This window comes from Acidobacterium sp. FHG110202_01 (genome assembly GCF_059115305.1).
Genome location: NZ_JBZYWJ010000001.1, coordinates 127534 through 141922, shown reverse-complemented (window position 1 = coordinate 141922; position 14389 = coordinate 127534). Strand labels below are relative to the sequence as shown.

Annotated in this window: 17 protein-coding genes; 9 read left to right on the top strand and 8 right to left on the bottom strand. The window is 56.3% G+C overall.

The window, feature by feature from the left end:
• The 3 genes from AC5S16_RS00525 to AC5S16_RS00515 all read right to left on the bottom strand — a co-directional run bounded on the left by AC5S16_RS00525 (window position 1) and on the right by AC5S16_RS00515 (window position 963).
• Entirely contained in the window at window positions 1–351 is a 351-nt protein-coding gene (locus tag AC5S16_RS00525; protein WP_493928047.1) for a PadR family transcriptional regulator, read from the bottom strand.
• A 216-nt stretch (window positions 352–567) separates the two neighbouring features.
• Window positions 568–747 carry an Rcat domain-containing protein gene (locus tag AC5S16_RS00520; RefSeq protein WP_158748086.1) on the bottom strand — a complete coding sequence of 60 codons (180 nt, stop codon included), beginning with the start codon at window positions 745–747 and terminating at the stop codon, window positions 568–570.
• 39 nt (window positions 748–786) lie between these two features.
• On the bottom strand, window positions 787–963 hold the full coding sequence (locus AC5S16_RS00515; protein WP_493928046.1) for a hypothetical protein: 177 nt from the start codon (window positions 961–963) through the stop codon (window positions 787–789).
• 125 nt (window positions 964–1088) lie between these two features.
• Here AC5S16_RS00515 and AC5S16_RS00510 point away from each other — a divergent pair, with 125 nt between their 5' ends.
• The 3 genes from AC5S16_RS00510 to AC5S16_RS00500 are packed head-to-tail and all read left to right on the top strand — an operon-like array spanning window position 1089 to window position 5062.
• The gene (locus AC5S16_RS00510) at window positions 1089–2492 is read left to right on the top strand and encodes a sigma-54-dependent transcriptional regulator (RefSeq protein WP_493928045.1); all 1404 of its coding nucleotides are present in this window, start codon (window positions 1089–1091) and stop codon (window positions 2490–2492) included.
• A 21-nt stretch (window positions 2493–2513) separates the two neighbouring features.
• Complete coding sequence (locus AC5S16_RS00505) at window positions 2514–4448, top strand: ATP-binding protein (protein WP_493928044.1); 1935 nt, start codon at window positions 2514–2516, stop codon at window positions 4446–4448.
• The gene (locus AC5S16_RS00500; protein WP_493928043.1) at window positions 4445–5062 is read left to right on the top strand and encodes a hypothetical protein; all 618 of its coding nucleotides are present in this window, start codon (window positions 4445–4447) and stop codon (window positions 5060–5062) included. Before AC5S16_RS00505 ends, AC5S16_RS00500 begins: the two co-directional genes overlap by 4 nt.
• Before the next feature lie 18 nt (window positions 5063–5080).
• Here the strand turns inward: AC5S16_RS00500 and AC5S16_RS00495 are convergent, their stop codons facing one another.
• Together AC5S16_RS00495 and AC5S16_RS00490 are read right to left on the bottom strand one after the other, a co-directional pair.
• Window positions 5081–5761 (bottom strand): energy transducer TonB, encoded by a 681-nt coding sequence (locus AC5S16_RS00495; protein WP_493928631.1) that lies wholly within the window; start codon window positions 5759–5761, stop codon window positions 5081–5083.
• 52 nt (window positions 5762–5813) lie between these two features.
• Window positions 5814–6671, bottom strand: coding sequence for an NAD(+)/NADH kinase (locus AC5S16_RS00490; RefSeq protein WP_493928042.1), 858 nt, complete (start codon window positions 6669–6671; stop codon window positions 5814–5816).
• An 86-nt stretch (window positions 6672–6757) separates the two neighbouring features.
• On the opposite strand from AC5S16_RS00490, the gene AC5S16_RS00485 reads away from it, so the two are divergent.
• Together AC5S16_RS00485 and AC5S16_RS00480 are read left to right on the top strand one after the other, a co-directional pair.
• Window positions 6758–7042, top strand: coding sequence for a type II toxin-antitoxin system Phd/YefM family antitoxin (locus AC5S16_RS00485; protein WP_493928041.1), 285 nt, complete (start codon window positions 6758–6760; stop codon window positions 7040–7042).
• The gene (locus AC5S16_RS00480; RefSeq protein ID WP_493928040.1) at window positions 7033–7446 is read left to right on the top strand and encodes a PIN domain-containing protein; all 414 of its coding nucleotides are present in this window, start codon (window positions 7033–7035) and stop codon (window positions 7444–7446) included. Before AC5S16_RS00485 ends, AC5S16_RS00480 begins: the two co-directional genes overlap by 10 nt.
• Window positions 7447–7471: 25 nt before the next feature.
• Here the strand turns inward: AC5S16_RS00480 and AC5S16_RS00475 are convergent, their stop codons facing one another.
• Complete coding sequence (locus tag AC5S16_RS00475) at window positions 7472–8218, bottom strand: TlyA family RNA methyltransferase (protein ID WP_493928039.1); 747 nt, start codon at window positions 8216–8218, stop codon at window positions 7472–7474.
• Window positions 8219–8314: 96 nt separating this feature from the next.
• On the opposite strand from AC5S16_RS00475, the gene AC5S16_RS00470 reads away from it, so the two are divergent.
• The 4 genes from AC5S16_RS00470 to AC5S16_RS00455 all read left to right on the top strand — a co-directional run bounded on the left by AC5S16_RS00470 (window position 8315) and on the right by AC5S16_RS00455 (window position 12411).
• Window positions 8315–9937 carry a mechanosensitive ion channel family protein gene (locus AC5S16_RS00470; protein ID WP_493928038.1) on the top strand — a complete coding sequence of 541 codons (1623 nt, stop codon included), beginning with the start codon at window positions 8315–8317 and terminating at the stop codon, window positions 9935–9937.
• A gap of 55 nt (window positions 9938–9992) precedes the next feature.
• Entirely contained in the window at window positions 9993–10232 is a 240-nt protein-coding gene (locus AC5S16_RS00465) for a CDGSH iron-sulfur domain-containing protein (protein WP_493928037.1), read from the top strand.
• 182 nt (window positions 10233–10414) lie between these two features.
• On the top strand, window positions 10415–11338 hold the full coding sequence (locus tag AC5S16_RS00460; RefSeq protein WP_493928036.1) for an MBL fold metallo-hydrolase: 924 nt from the start codon (window positions 10415–10417) through the stop codon (window positions 11336–11338).
• Between the two features lie 26 nt (window positions 11339–11364).
• Entirely contained in the window at window positions 11365–12411 is a 1047-nt protein-coding gene (locus AC5S16_RS00455; protein WP_493928035.1) for a LacI family DNA-binding transcriptional regulator, read from the top strand.
• A gap of 365 nt (window positions 12412–12776) precedes the next feature.
• Here the strand turns inward: AC5S16_RS00455 and AC5S16_RS00450 are convergent, their stop codons facing one another.
• Window positions 12777–13712 carry an RraA family protein gene (locus tag AC5S16_RS00450; RefSeq protein WP_493928034.1) on the bottom strand — a complete coding sequence of 312 codons (936 nt, stop codon included), beginning with the start codon at window positions 13710–13712 and terminating at the stop codon, window positions 12777–12779.
• 57 nt (window positions 13713–13769) lie between these two features.
• Window positions 13770–14207, bottom strand: a complete 438-nt coding sequence (locus AC5S16_RS00445; protein WP_493928033.1) for a RidA family protein — start codon at window positions 14205–14207, stop codon at window positions 13770–13772.
• Window positions 14208–14389: the final 182 nt, after the last annotated feature.

The following is a 14389-nucleotide window of genomic DNA, read 5'->3' as shown; positions in this document are numbered from 1 at the left end:
TTATTCGAATGATTCACCCAGAATGAGGCCGATGGCGCGCGTCATCCTCCGCCAGCGCCCAGTCGCTGCGTTGAGCTCTTTGTGTCCCCTGGCGGTGAGCTGGTAGAACTTTGCCCTACGGTTGTTCTCACTGACTCCCCACTCGGAGGAAACCAGGCCGCGGTCTTCAAGACGATGGAGCGCGGGATAGAGCGATCCCTGTTCGACTTCGAGAGCATTCTCTGAGGTGTGCTCGATGACCTGAGCAATGGTGTGGCCGTGCGCTGGTCCCATCACCAGGGTGCGCAGGATGAGCATGTCCAGCGTGCCCTGCAGAATATCTCCGGCATCCGGCGGCCGTTTCGTAACCACAAGCGCCTCCACTCGAATGACTATGGGGAACCATATTACTCCACTCGAATGGCTATGGGAAGGCCTGTTTGTTGACGGTGGATATAGCACCGGCTTGCGCAGAGCTGAGGATCAAGTAAGAAGAAGCGCATCCGGCGCAGAGTGCAGGAAAAAGAAAACCCGCCTTCTCGCTCCATGCTGGGGAGAAACGCGGGTTCCGGTGTTGATTTCTGCTGTTTAAAGTTTTTCGTAGAAGTCGCAGGCTGAGCAGGAGATATAAACTCCGCCCGGGATGCCGCGCTCGCGGTCCTTTACCCGCTTCACGATGCGGGTGGGCTTGCTGCACTTCGGACAGTCGGTGCTCTTCGACGTATCCATTACCTTCTTGCGGTCTGCTGTCTTGGCGATTTTAGCCATGGGAAACTCCGTCTCCTTACAAATCTCGAATCTCGTTTGCTATGTCTTTGCTGTGTCCTTTGGGGGCTTTTTCATCGGAGTGGAGGTGGTCCATCCGGGAAGCGCGTCGACAAAGCCGGGCGTCCTGACTTTCTTCTGCCCCATGGACAAAAACCTGCGCGGACGCGGTTCTGCCTGCTGGACTTTGTGCAGAAGAACATCGGACTTTACTCTCACAATTTTACAACACCTGGGGTAAAAAATTCGTATGGACGTTTCCCTGTGATTTTACGCAGCAAAATTTGTTCCACCGTGTTACAAACGAAGGAGCTTTCCCCCAAGCGAGGTTGTACAGAAGTAGTATGCCGATTCAAGAGAAAGTCTTGATCGTTGAGGATGAAGAGAATGCCCTCACCGGTCTGGCAGAGCTGGTTTCCGGGTGGGGTTACAGAACAGAGACTGCACGCGATGGTCTGGAAGGACTGGAGCGGGCCCAGGCATGGCAGCCTGGAATTGTTCTTACTGATTTAAAGATGCCCAGGATGGATGGCCTCGAACTGCTGGAACGTCTGGGTGAACTCAAACTCGACGGTACTGCTGTCATCGTGCTCACGGCGCAAGGCAGCATTGAGCAGGCCGTGGAAGCGATGAAGATGGGCGCTTATGATTTTATCCAGAAGCCCATTGACCCAAACCGGCTGCGTTCGATTCTTTCAAACGCAAGCCGCCAGCGCGAGACACAACGCGAACTCGAAGTCACGCGCCGCAAGCTGCGCGAGACCGGAGTGCTGGGTTCGCTTGTCGGCTCTTCCAAGAAAATGCAGGAGCTCTTCGGGCTCATCGAGCGCGTGGCTACGAACAACGTCTCGGTGCTGATTACGGGCGAGAGCGGCACGGGAAAAGAACTGGTAGCGCGCACGCTGCACGATCTGAGTCCGCGCAAGGTCAAGCCCTTTGTGGCGGTGAACTGCGCTGCGATTCCGGAAACGCTGATCGAGAGCGAAATCTTCGGCCACGAAAAAGGCGCATTCACCGGAGCTCTCGAACGGCGCGCGGGATGTTTTGAGCTGGCTGAAGAAGGCACACTGCTGCTGGATGAAATCGGCGAAATGCCGATCGGCACGCAGGCCAAGCTGCTGCGCGTGCTCGAAGACCGCAAGCTGCGCCGCCTGGGCAGCAAGGTCGAGTCGCCAGTGGATGTGCGGGTGCTGGCGGCGACGAATAAGGATCCGGAAAGCGCGGTGAGTGACGGCCATCTGCGCGGCGATCTTTTCTACCGATTGAATGTCTTCAATATCCATATGCCTCCGCTGCGCGAACACAAGGAGGACATTGCCGAGATTGTTGACTCCATGCTGCAGGACATGAATGAAAAGCATGGACGGCAGGTTGCGGGCATAAGCGAAGAGATGATGGCGCGCCTGATGGCCTATGATTGGCCTGGAAATGTGCGCGAGCTGCGCAATACCATAGAGCGTGCAGTCATTTTGTGCGGGGATGGCTACCTGGAGCCGCGGCATCTGCCTCCGGGCTTCGGCACCAAGCCGACGAAAGCTGTTCCTGAAAGTGCTGGAAATGTTGTGCAGGTCGAGGTTGGAACGACGGTGGACGAGGCGGAGCGCCGGCTCATTATGAAAACTCTCGAATCGACCAACAACAATAAGACCAAGGCTGCTGAAATTCTGGGAATCAGCCTGAAGACGCTGCACAACAAGCTGAAGGAATACGGAAACGCGAACGCCAGCGTGGAGGCAGTCGAGGAGTAGCCTCCTCCGCTCTCTTTTTGCATGCGGCTTAAGACAAAACTCGTTGTTGCGATCACCGGACTTGTGTTCGTAGTGGCTTCTGTCTTCTCAGGGCTCTACTTCAGCCGGATGCTGCAGCAGCACATCGAGCAGTCGTACAATGCAACCGACATTGTGGCCCACCAGGTCCGCTTTGCGACCCAGCAGTCCATCGAAAACGGAACTCGCAATCAGGTAATCGACCTGAACGATCCAACTGCGGTGCGCGAAGCCGTCGCGCATGCTCTTCGAAACGACCCCGGGCTGAATGCGCTGCTGAATTCGGTGATCAGCTACTCGCCCACAGTGTTTGACATCACCATTGCCGACCAGGAGGGGCGTGCATATCTCAGCACCGATCCGGCACAGCAGGACCAGCCTGTTCCGCACCGTCAGAATTACGCGTTCCTGCAGAACGCTTCCATGTTCGAGATTCTGGGAGTGGTCTTCGGACCGCCGCGCGTCTATGATGTATCGCTCGGCCTCGACCGCAACGGGCAGCCCTTCGTTACGGTGCATATCGGCATCCGTACGACCTTCCTGAGCAATGCTCTCCGCCCGTGGTGCCTTGAGGCGCTTTACCTGATTGGCGTCGCTACTGTCATCACGCTTCTGCTTGCGGCAATCGTGGCTAATGTGGCGCTCAAACCTATTGAGCTGATCAGCCGGCGCCTCGACGCGTTAACAGCCGGTGTCCAAACTCAAGAGAACGAATTAACAGCTGAAGTCGAAACGAGCGGCGACACCGTATCCCAGGTCTCGCATAAGATCGAGCGCCTTGGCCGCCGGATGCGGAATGTTGAAGAGGTCTTCTCCGCACTTAAGGAAAACCTGGATCAGATCCTGTCGAACCTGCAGGACGGCATGATCCTGTTCACCCATGATTCACGCGCCGTCCTTGTATCGAGTTCGGTGGAGCGCTTTCTCAGCAAGAGCCGCGATGAAATTCTGGGCTCGGTCGCGCAGGAGATATTTGATCGCTCTACAGTCCTGGGCCGTGTCGTCCGCGAGGCCTTCGATCGTGGAATCGGCCTGGTGCAGGAAGAGATCACTACAGAGACCGGCCGGCGGGTTGAGGTTTCGCTCGACTTCATCCATGACGACAGTGTTCCGCAGCAGCGACATGGCCTGGGCGCTCTGCTTACGCTGCATGATTTTGAATCGGTGCAGGAGATCGAATCAGAGCTTGAAATCTCAAGACGCATGGCCGCCATTGGCCAGCTCACGTCAGGCGTCGGCCACGAAGTCAAGAATCCTATCAATGCCATCGTTGTGCATCTTGAACTGCTGCGGAACAAGCTGAGTTCTCCGGATGCTCCGGCAATCCGGCATCTCGATGTAATCCAGAGCGAAATTCAGCGCCTGGACCGGGTGGTGCAGACGCTGGTTGACTTCTCTCGCCCGGTGGAATTGAAGCTTCATGAACAGGATTTGCGAGCTGTCGTGGAAGCTGTATTGGCTCTCGCCTCCGTCGAACTTGAGACGCGCAATGTGCGGGTGATGAACTTCATGCCCAGCCGCCCCGTGATAGCCAAAGTGGACTCTGACCTGATGAAACAGGCTCTGCTGAACATTGTGCTGAACGGCGCCCAGGCCATGGCCAATGGCGGCTCCCTGAAGGTTCAGCTCACGGAAGATGGCCGGTCCAGCTATCTGAGGATCACGGATGAGGGCGAAGGCATTCCGGATGAGATTCGCTCGAAAATCTTCAACCTCTATTTCACGACCAAGAAGGACGGCAGCGGCATCGGCCTGGCCATGACTTACCGGATCGTCCAGCTGCACAGCGGCCAGCTTGACGTAGAATCACAGGTAGGCAAAGGAACCACGTTTACTTTACGGATTCCAGTCGTTAATACAACAGAAACGAAACTGCGCGGCCATCTGGAAACAGGAACTACGAGCAGCGCATCATTTGTGAAGGAGCCTTGGCGATGAACACCGCACGTCAGACTGCGGTGATCGCAGTATTTCTTGTTGCTACGCTTTCGGGGTGCTGGCGGCATAAAGACAAGCCTGTGCCGCAGCAGGCGCAGGCGCCTGTTCCCCCGCCTTCGGCCATGGTGCACAACCCCACTATGCCCGCTCTGCCGCCTCCGACCCCGCCGAACGTGATTCTGGCCAGTGTGCAGGAACCGCCTGCGCCCGCGCACCACCGATCAACGCCCCGTCGTAAGCCCTCGCCGGCGAAACCTACAGTAGCTGCCGACCAGACTGCTTCTACTTCCACTGAGAAACCTTCGTCAGGACAACAGTCGCAGGTGGCAGCCAGCGGCACTCCGTCTGACCTTTCGCCGATTGGGCAATTGACGTCGGGCGGAGATGTAACCAACATTCAGCAGCGGCACGACATCGAACAGCTGATTAACAACACCGAAAAAGGTCTGAACGGCATCAACCGCTCCCTCAGCTCGAACGAGCAGCAAACCGCTACGCAGATCAAGACTTTTCTGACGAAGGCCAAACAGGCACTGAACGCCAACGACCTTGATGGCGCGAATACCCTGGCGACCAAGGCCAAAGTTCTGCTCAATGAATTGACGAAAAAATAGAGCTGCAGCGCCCGGGCATCAGTTCGCGATGGGATAGTCACGGTTAAACGGAAACACTACCTCTGCGACCGAAGGCATGGCTTTGCCGTTCAGCATCGCGGGACGAAACTGCCAGGTGCGCACGGTGTCGAGCGCAATCTGATCGAGCGCGTTGCCGATTCCACTGACAAGCCGAGCTTGAAGGACATGTCCGCTAGCGTCGAGGTCCACATCCACAATAACTCTCTGGTCAGTCTGCGGCAGCAGGGAGCGGTCCTTTACCTGCGGCGAAGGAGAAACAAGCGGAGATGCAGGGTCCATGCTCTCGGCGTCATTGCCTGCACCAGTTACGCCGGGATTGCTCTTCTGTCCGGAAGACTGCGCATCGCCCTTTGCCGGCGCGGGAGAAGCCTGCTGCGCTGTATTTGAGGGGGCGGGCGTGAGCCGCGCCTTCCGCACCGGCTGCGGGCGAATGGAGGTGTCGGCTACATCAGGCATCCTGGTAGAAAGGCCGTTCACCAATGCTCCGCGATTGTACGCGATGGTGGAGATGGCCCGGACTGATCCTCGAGTCTTGGGATAGAAGACGACAATACGACGCGCGCGGATGGTACCGGTCACAATCAGCGCGAGAAGCAGCACATGAATCACAGTCGAGGCTGCCGCCACATAACTTACCTGCTTTCGCTCCGGCTGCTGATCGTGAAACAGGCTGTGCATCACGGCTCCATCTCCTCTGTGAGGTGTTAGACGGCTTGCACTGCAAATAGGCTTATCTCTCTCCCCACTTGAGCTTCGAACGCAGTACGTCGAAGAATCCGGTGGAGCCCATCCGCACCAGGCTCACACGATACTCCGACTTCCGACAGCGTAACTCATCGCCGACACGCAGGGGAACAGCTTCCTGTCCGTCAACGGTGAGATAGGTCTGATCGGGAATGCCTTCGACGCTCAGGCTCAGGTTCGCATCACCACGCATGACCAGAGGACGAAGCGTCAGCAGATGCGGGCAGACAGGAGCGACAATCAGCGCATCGACGTTAGGAACCATGATAGGCCCATTCGCAGCGAGAGAGTAGGCTGTTGATCCAGTAGGGGTGGAGACGATGACGCCGTCGGCACGGAAGGTTGCGACCAGCTGATTGTCCAGCTTAATGGTGAAGTTCACCATGCGGGCAATCGCGCCCTTGGCAACCACGACATCGTTCAGCGCTTCGTGTTCGGCAAAGATGACGCCATCGCGCCACAGCTCGCTGTGCAGCAGGATGCGCGTGTCGATGGTGTGACACTGATCGCACCATCCCTGGAGCGTCGTGTAAAGATCGGCGAGGCGCACTTCAGTCAGGAAACCAAGCGAGCCGAGATTCACGCTCAGGATCGGGACATTCGTCTTGGCAAAGACGCGGGCCGCTGCGAGCAGCGTTCCGTCTCCGCCCAGGACAACGACGAGCTCGGGATTTTCTCCGGGCAACTGCTCGCGCGGAATGACATTTTTTTCCTGCGCGTAGTTTCCGCTCACGGGATCAAGCACTGGCGTAAAGCCGTGCGCCCGCAGCCAGAGCACCAGCTCCGGCAGCAGCGTAACCAGCTCTTCCTTCTGGGGTTTCGAGATAATGGCGATGCGTCGCATGAAGACTTAGTGTACTCGCTGCGGGGGCGCTGGCTGGAATGGAATTCGTCTGATATGAGAAAACTGAATGAAGGTATCATAAAAGCATGGCAACGGTTCACATTTCGGCAACCGAAGCGGCCCGCGATTTTGCGGGACTGCTGGCCCGCGTGCGCGCCGGGGAAGAGATCATCATCGAGGATGGTTCAAGACCTGTAGCCGTGCTGCGGTCACCAGAACCGCTGCGGCGCACTATTTCCGAATCCATCGCACTGGCCGAGGCCCGTTCAAAGAAATTAGGTTATAAACCGGTTATGGATGCGGATTTCGCCGCTGACCTTGAAGAGATTATTCGCAACCGCAAGCCGCGTGATACTTCTGCATGGGATTAGTCCTTGATACAAGTGTTCTTATCGCAAGCGAACGACGCGGTGAGGGAATTGAAGATATTCTGTATCGATTTCGGACTTTGCATGGCGAAGTTGAAGTCGCACTCTCTGCTATCAGTGTAGTGGAGCTTACCCACGGTATTTACCGCGCCAAAACTAATGCCGCTCGCATACGCCGGCGTACTTTTGCAGAAGGTGCTTTCGAAGATTTAATTATCTATCCGGTGACATTTGAGATTGCCCAGCTCGCCGGACGCATAGAGGGCGAGCAAGCTGCTGCTGGTAACGTCCTTGCCTTTGAGGACCTCATTATCGGGGCCACTGCCCTGCATCTTGGATTCAGTGTAGTAACACTCAATGCGAAGCACTTTGAGCGCATCCCCAGCCTGAATATATTTGCCGGTTGAAGGCTATGGGAGCCAACCTCCCCGTTTATTTCCCAAACCTCGTATACAGCAAAAACTCTCGATTGCCTTCCGCGCCCAGAACAGGCGAATCGATCACTTCGATTCCCTGCCCACCAAGGGACTCGACGCATGCATGCACTTTTTCAATTGCTAAAGCATGTGCCTTCGGATCGCGCACGATTCCGCCTTTGCCTACGTGCTCACGGCCGGCTTCGAACTGCGGTTTCACCAGAATGACGGCTTCGGGCTGCTCAGCATCGCTTCCGAATCCCGCAGAGATCACGGAAGGCAGAACCAGTGTTGCCGAGATGAATGACACGTCCATCGCAAGAAAGCTTAGTCCCCGCGGGAGGTCGCCCGGTCGCAGATGGCGGGCGTTGGTGCGCTCCATCAATTCGACCAGAGGGTCGGAGCGGAGCTTCTGGGCAATCTGTCCATATCCGGTATCGATGGCCAGCACACGCGAGGCCCCATGCTGCAGCATGCAGTCAGTGAAACCGCCGGTCGATGCGCCGACATCGAGACAGAACCTTCCGGCGAGATCAATCTTCCAGTGCTCTAGGGCTGCTTCGAGCTTCAGCCCGCCGCGGCTTACATAACGAAGATCGTCGCCGAGGATGCGAATGGCAACGTCCTCGGCCACCGCATTGCCGGGCTTGTCGATCTTCTGCTCATTGACGAGCACGCGGCCGGCCAGCACCAGCGCCTGTGCCCGCTCGCGCGACGGCGCGAGTTGTCTTTCGAGCAGCAGCTTGTCCAGACGTACCTTCATAATCAGCGTGTATCCGTAGAATACCCGTGAACGCGGATAGCGGGCATTGGTAGTATGGAGCCAGCTATGGGCGGGCAAAGAAGTCGTTCTCTAAACATGAGGCGCTTGTTTCTGCTGTTCGTTTCTATCAGCGCCGCCACACTATTCGCTTTCGCACAGAGCTCACCAACAGGCTCTCCCGTCATCTTCGACGGCAAAACGATCATCACCATTCACTGGGGCTATGCGAACTTCACCGCTCAGGCGCGCGCGAACGGAATCTCTTCGCGCCTGAAGCAGCTGGCCAGCGATCCAACCACGCGGCTCGAACTTACCCAGGAACCCGGCATCTTCAGCGTCGATATCAAATGCGGGGATACCATCGTCGCCTCCGTCTTTGATGGCGATGCAAAGGCGGAAGGCACGACACGGGACGCTCTCGCGAAGCAGTGGTCGGCCAGTTTTCTCGCGGCCATGAAAACTTATCGCGCAGAGCACGGCTGGCAGCAGATCATCATGCGTGCAGGGCTGGCTCTGCTTACGATTGGTTTCTGTATCCTGCTGCTACTGCTTGTCCGACGCTTCACAAACCGGATAGCTCTCATAACCAGCGCTGTGCTTGAACGGCGCATTAAGGGCACACCGTCCCGCCTAGCGCGAGTTGTCTCAGATTCTCAATTGCGCAGCGTTGTGATGCGTGCGTTCGTGCTGGTGCGCGTGTTTCTTTGGCTCGTTGTATTGGCTCTCGCTACACATTTTCTGCTCAGTATTTTTCCAAGGACCCGCCCGATTGCAACTGAAATCTATAAGGGCGTAGCGGGGCCGGCACAAAGTTTTGCCCAAGCTGTCCGGGCAGATCTGCCTTCGATTATCTTTATTGCGCTGCTTGCACTTGCCACCTGGTACATCATCAGGCTAGTTCGTTATTTCTTTCAGAAAGTCGCGCAGGGCGCGGTCACGCTTGAAGGCTTTCGTCCGGCATGGGCTACCGTCACTGAACGCCTGATTGCGATTACACTGGTTGTCCTCGCTGTCCTCATCGCTTATCCCTATATTCCCGGATCGCAGTCCGCGGCATTCAAGGGCGTTTCGCTTTTCCTTGGCGTGCTGGTTTCGCTTGGATCTACCGGGCTGGTAGCAAACGTGATCACCGGCGTCATGCTCACTTATATGGATGCCTTTGAGGTTGGCGATCTGGTCGAGATCGGGGACATTACTGCTTACGTCAAGAAAACATCACTGCTTACAACACGCCTTGTTACCCGAAAGAATGAAGTCGTTACCATGCCCAACTCCACCATCATGGGCAAACACATCACCAACTTCAGCAACCGGAACAACACGGAAAGCATTCTCATCAGTACTACTGTGGGTATCGGATATGACTCTCCGTGGCGGCAGATTGAGGCCATGCTGATGGAAGCAGCTGCCCGCACAGAATCCGTATTACAAGACCCAGCGCCATTCACGCTACTGCTTTCGCTCGGCGACTACAGCGTGAACTACGAAGTAAATGCTTATGTCAAAGCAGGGGTGCGCCGCTATGTCGCGCTATCCGAGCTCAACCGCAACGTACTTGATGTCTTCAACGAGTACAGCATTGCTATTATGACGCCTTCTTACGTGGCCGATCCGGCAGATGCTAAGGTCGTCACCAAGGAAAACTGGTTCGCAGCACCCGCCAGGCCAGATCAAACACCGGCGCCTCCGAAAAGAGATTATCCACCGCCGCGCCTGTAGCACGCAGATATACTCAGACTCGAGGTCATAACTTTTCCTAAGGAGCAGGCACCGCATGTCAGAAAACGAAGTGAAGATTACTGTACGCCCCAACGGCCCTTTTCGTGTGGAAGGTCCCGTTAAGCTGATTGACGCGGATGGCAAGGAATGGGACCTTACCGGCAAGCCGGCGTTTTCGCTCTGCCGCTGCGGCGGATCAACCAACAAGCCTTTCTGCGACGGCACGCACTCGAAGATTGGCTTTCAAGCCGCCGAAGCAGCCGTTGCCAAGGCTGATGCCGAGAAACAATCGTAAGATAACACTGATTTGTCATCCTGGGCTGGTAGCGAAAGGTATACTTTTTGCCAATGCTGAAGGTAGAAAAGCAGATCCTTCGCTGCGCTCAGGATGACAATTCGTTTTGCTGTAGCTCATTCGCCCAGCATTTATCGCATCTCTCCGCCGCGCTCCCGCATCTTCTATAGGCAGGAGACAATGTGGCAAAACGTCCTCCGTTCAGCTTCCTATTTAACCTAATCGCTCGTTCCGCCTTCAGCCCGATGGAGGGCACGCAACAGCAGCCTATCCTCGCCGCTCCCGATCAGCTTGGCATCACCTTCATCGGCCATTCGTCATTCCTGGTGCAGATCGGCGGGCTCAACTTCCTCGTCGACCCAGTCTTTGCGAACTGGCTTATCGTTCTTCGGCGCGTGCGTCGCCCGGGTATTGCCGTAAAACAGCTGCCGCCGATTGACGCAGTCCTGCTATCCCATGCGCACATGGACCACCTGAATCTTCCCTCGCTGCGAAGAATTATCCGGCATACGCGCCGTGTTTCCGGCAAGGCCCCGGCAGTTATCGTGCCCTGGGGAGTTGCGGACATTGTCGAAGGACTGGGATTCAGCAATGTTCATACCCTCGAGTGGTGGAAGTCCATGCGTCTCGGCAATGTCGAAATCACGATGACGCCCGCAAAGCATTGGGGCGCGCGCAAAATGACCGACACGCATCGCGGCTACGGCGGATATGTTCTGCGCAGCGGTACGCAGTCTGTCTACCACTCCGGGGACACAGCTTATTTCAAAGGTTTCCGCGAGATTGGCGAGCGGCTTGCCCCGCAGACGGCGCTGCTTCCCATCGGAGCCTATTCGCCGGACAGCTTCCGCTCTGTGCATACCAGTCCTGAAGACGCGCTGCAGGGGTTTATCGATCTGAATGCAGCCACGATGGTCCCCATGCACTACGGGACATTCTGTCTTTCTGCGGAACCAATGAGCGAGCCGCTGCCGCGCCTGCTTCGTGCGGCAGAATACGACGGGCTTAAAGACCGCATCCTTCCACTCGTAGAAGGCGAGAGTAAAATCTTCCCGGCCAGCGATGAAGAGACGCGTCCAGCATTGACAGCAATCGAGACTGCCTGAATACTGGTGCAAGCCAAAGCTGCACGATGACTAAAACAGGCTCGCACCCAACACTTGCTGATGTAGCGCGCAAAGCCGGAGTCGGAACCACAACTGTCTCCCGCGTCATTAACGGCGGAAACCGCGTCAGTCCACGCACTCTGAAGCGCGTTCTCGCCGTCATTGAGCAGCTCGGCTACATGCCCAACCAGGCCGCGCGCATTCTGAAGGGCGAGCGCACGAAGACCATCGGCCTGGTGATTCCCAGCATTGCCGATTCGTTTTTCTCAAGCTGCGCCGAGGCCGCGCAGGAGATTGCCCGCGCGCACGATTCCCTGCTCATTGTCACCGTCACCAACAACGATCCGCACATCGAGATGGAAAATCTCAACGTGCTGATGCGCCATCGCACGGACGGCCTTCTGCTCGCACCAGCCAACTACCAGAGCGAGACTCTGGCTGAGTACCTGGGACGCATTTCTACGCCGATCGTCAGTTTCGACCGCCCCATTCCTAAGACCGGCATTCCCAGCGTGGTTGCTGACAACTATAACGGCGCGCGCATTGCGACGGAACATCTCGTCAGTCACGGCTACAAGCGCATCCTCTGCCTCGGCGGCGAACCTACACTTTACACGCTGCGCGAGCGTTTGCGCGGATACCGCCACGCTATCGAAGAGAATGGGCTGCCGCCGATCATCGATATGTCGGTGAAGGACTATAAGTCGGCGGAGTATGCGATTGAAAGCTATCTGGCCACGGCGCAGCCGCCCGACGCAATTCTGACGCTCAAGAACAGCACGACTATCTACGCATTTGAAACCCTGCAGAAATTGAAAGTGTCGATTCCGAAAACCATTGCACTGCTTGGATTCGACGATTTCGAGCTGGCCTCTACGCTGAAGCCTTCGATCAGCGTTATCCAGCAGCCGATCGAGGACATGGGCCGCATTGCCGCTGAGATTCTTTTTGAACAGCTTCTTCCGATCAAGAAAGGAAAGCACCAGCCAGCGAAAAAGCGCCCGGAACTGGTAAAGCTCGAGACCAAGCTGGTGCTGCGGCATTCGTGCGGGTGTAATCCGGCTGCGAATTAGAGCAGAACTTTGCTCCGGCTCGAAAGCGAAAAAGACCCAGGTTAGCTTCTCACCCCAACGCGCGAACACCGCGCGCCGGGTCCGATTCGCGAACCTGGGGCACCCGGCATTCGTGCGGATGTAATCCGGCGGGGAATTAAAGAATTTTCGAAAATGATGGGAGCCGGGCCTGAAGGCCCTTCCTGCGTCGTCCTTTATCACCGGCCTAAAGGCCGGTGCTTCTACCCAAAACCTTTAACCCTAGAATGGTTTTCGTACAGTGCGTCATTGCTCCTCACGGGCTGAAGCCCCGTTGTTTTCGCTATCGGCACGGCTGAAGCCGTGCCCCTTCAAAACTATGACTTTTCAGCAATCTCTTAGTCTGTTCAGTGCTCTTTCTTTTTTCGCTCATCGAGCAGCTTATTGAATTCATCACGCGGCATCTTCAGCTTGTCCGGATGAGCATCGATCCACTTCGTCAGCGCATCATACTTTGCCGGTGTCCACCCGCCTTCGAACTCGCCGCCATTTTTGCCCGCCTTATTCAGTTCGAAATTAAAGGCATCCTGCAAGTTGGTGAACTCGGCTGAGCTGATCGCGTCTTCGGCGAGAATGGCCGGAATGAAAATCACGCCATCCGTCTTAGCCAGCACCAGATCGCCTGGCAGAACTGTGGCTCGCCCGATGCGAATTGGCGCATTGATGGCGGTCAATGTCATATCGGCCCACGCGGAGGGATCGTAGCCGCGATAGAACCCATTCAGGTTGGGAATCTCGCGGTTCTCTTCCTGATCGCGGATACCGGCATCGAAGATAAATCCGGAGTGCGTGTGTGCGGCGATGCCGCTCCCGAGATTGGAACCGATCAGCGTGCCTTCCACGATTTTTCCGAAGCCATCGGCCACATAGACATCGCCCTGCTGCAGCTCCTTAATTGGCCAGCTGTTGTTGCCGCTCACGCGTCCTTCGGCTTTGCCTTCGGCAGTGATGGCCTTCGCCATGTCGGGACGCAGCGGCATATATTGCGCGGTCAATGCGCGGCCGGCGAAGGGCTTGTCGATGTGCAGGGCCTGCCATCCGCTTTCAAACTGGCAGTGGTATCCCTTGCTTCGCAGGTAATCCCACACGTCTTCAATGGAGACGTCGAGGGCTCTCTCAAGCAGATCGTCCGGCACCTTCGGGCGGCCGTCGGGAAAGCGCTCGCCCTTCCAGTCTGACGTGTAGAACTGGATCTGTTCTTTGGTTGTCTTGACTTGCGAGAAAGCGGGCGACGTAACGACAAAGCCGGCAACCAGGAGGAGGATAGATAGAACTTTCTTCATAAGCTTTTCCAAAATGCTCAGGGCCTGGAAATTCCAGGCCCAAGCATACATCGAAAATCAGTGCTTTACCGCGATGGCCGAAATTTCGATCTTCGCGCCGCCGATCAGGCCTGCAACCTGCACCGTAGCCCGCGCCGGCTTCGGGTCGGGCATGAGTTTTTTGTAGACCTCATTCATCTTCGGGACATCGTTCAGGTCTGTAACATACACAGTTACAGAAACAATGTCCGTCATCTGGAAGCCTGCCTGTTTCACAACCTTTTCAACGGCAGCGATGGCATTCGTCGTCTGCAGGGTGATATCGGTACCTGTGACTTTGCCGTGGGCATCCGGTCCCTGCTGGCCGGCAACATAGAGGGTATTGCCGGCGACGTATCCATCACTGAAAGGCATGCCCTGGGTAAATCCCACGGCCTGGTTCTGGGCGAAGGCGCTTGCTGAGGCACCGAGGGCGAGCGCTCCGGCAAGCCAGAGGCGGCGATTCATCTTCTTCATGCTTTGGTCTCCTTATCGTTGCGTGCAGGTCTTGATTCATTTCTCTGAAACATCATCCACCGGGAAGAGTAACTTTACAAAACTGAATAAATGGAATCGTTTCCACTTCCATGTTTTTCATGTATATTGCAATAGTCTGCTACATGCTGGCAGTCGATTTCTGGTCTCGCGTTATTTTTTGT